1 pseudogene is annotated in these 241 nt (G+C 62.7%); it reads left to right on the top strand.

What is annotated here, in order from left to right:
• A pseudogene (locus ACQG3P_RS22565) lies at positions 1-190 on the top strand (hypothetical protein); the annotation flags it as partial.
• Positions 191-241 lie beyond the last annotated feature (51 nt).

The following is a 241-nucleotide window of genomic DNA, read 5'->3' as shown; positions in this document are numbered from 1 at the left end:
CGAGCGCTGGTCGCTGACCTCGGACGTCGACGAGCTGCGCGTGGCCAGCATTCCCAGCACGATGGTGTCGGCATCCTCGGTGAGTTTCGCCGGCCTGCGCTGTACCTATCGCCGCGACGGCTTTGGTGCCGAGCTGGTGGTGGTGATGGACCCGACCAAGCTGATCGCGCCGTTGGACGGTGAGAAGGCCTAGATTCCGCAGTACAGCGTGTTTTCTTATATCAATGCCACCGCGTTGACG

Source organism: Stenotrophomonas sp. SrG (genome assembly GCF_050031795.1).
Taxonomy (GTDB): Bacteria; Pseudomonadota; Gammaproteobacteria; order Xanthomonadales; family Xanthomonadaceae; genus Stenotrophomonas; species Stenotrophomonas rhizophila_A.
Note: the sequence above shows the minus strand (reverse complement) of the source record. Positions and strands in the feature narration are given on the sequence as shown.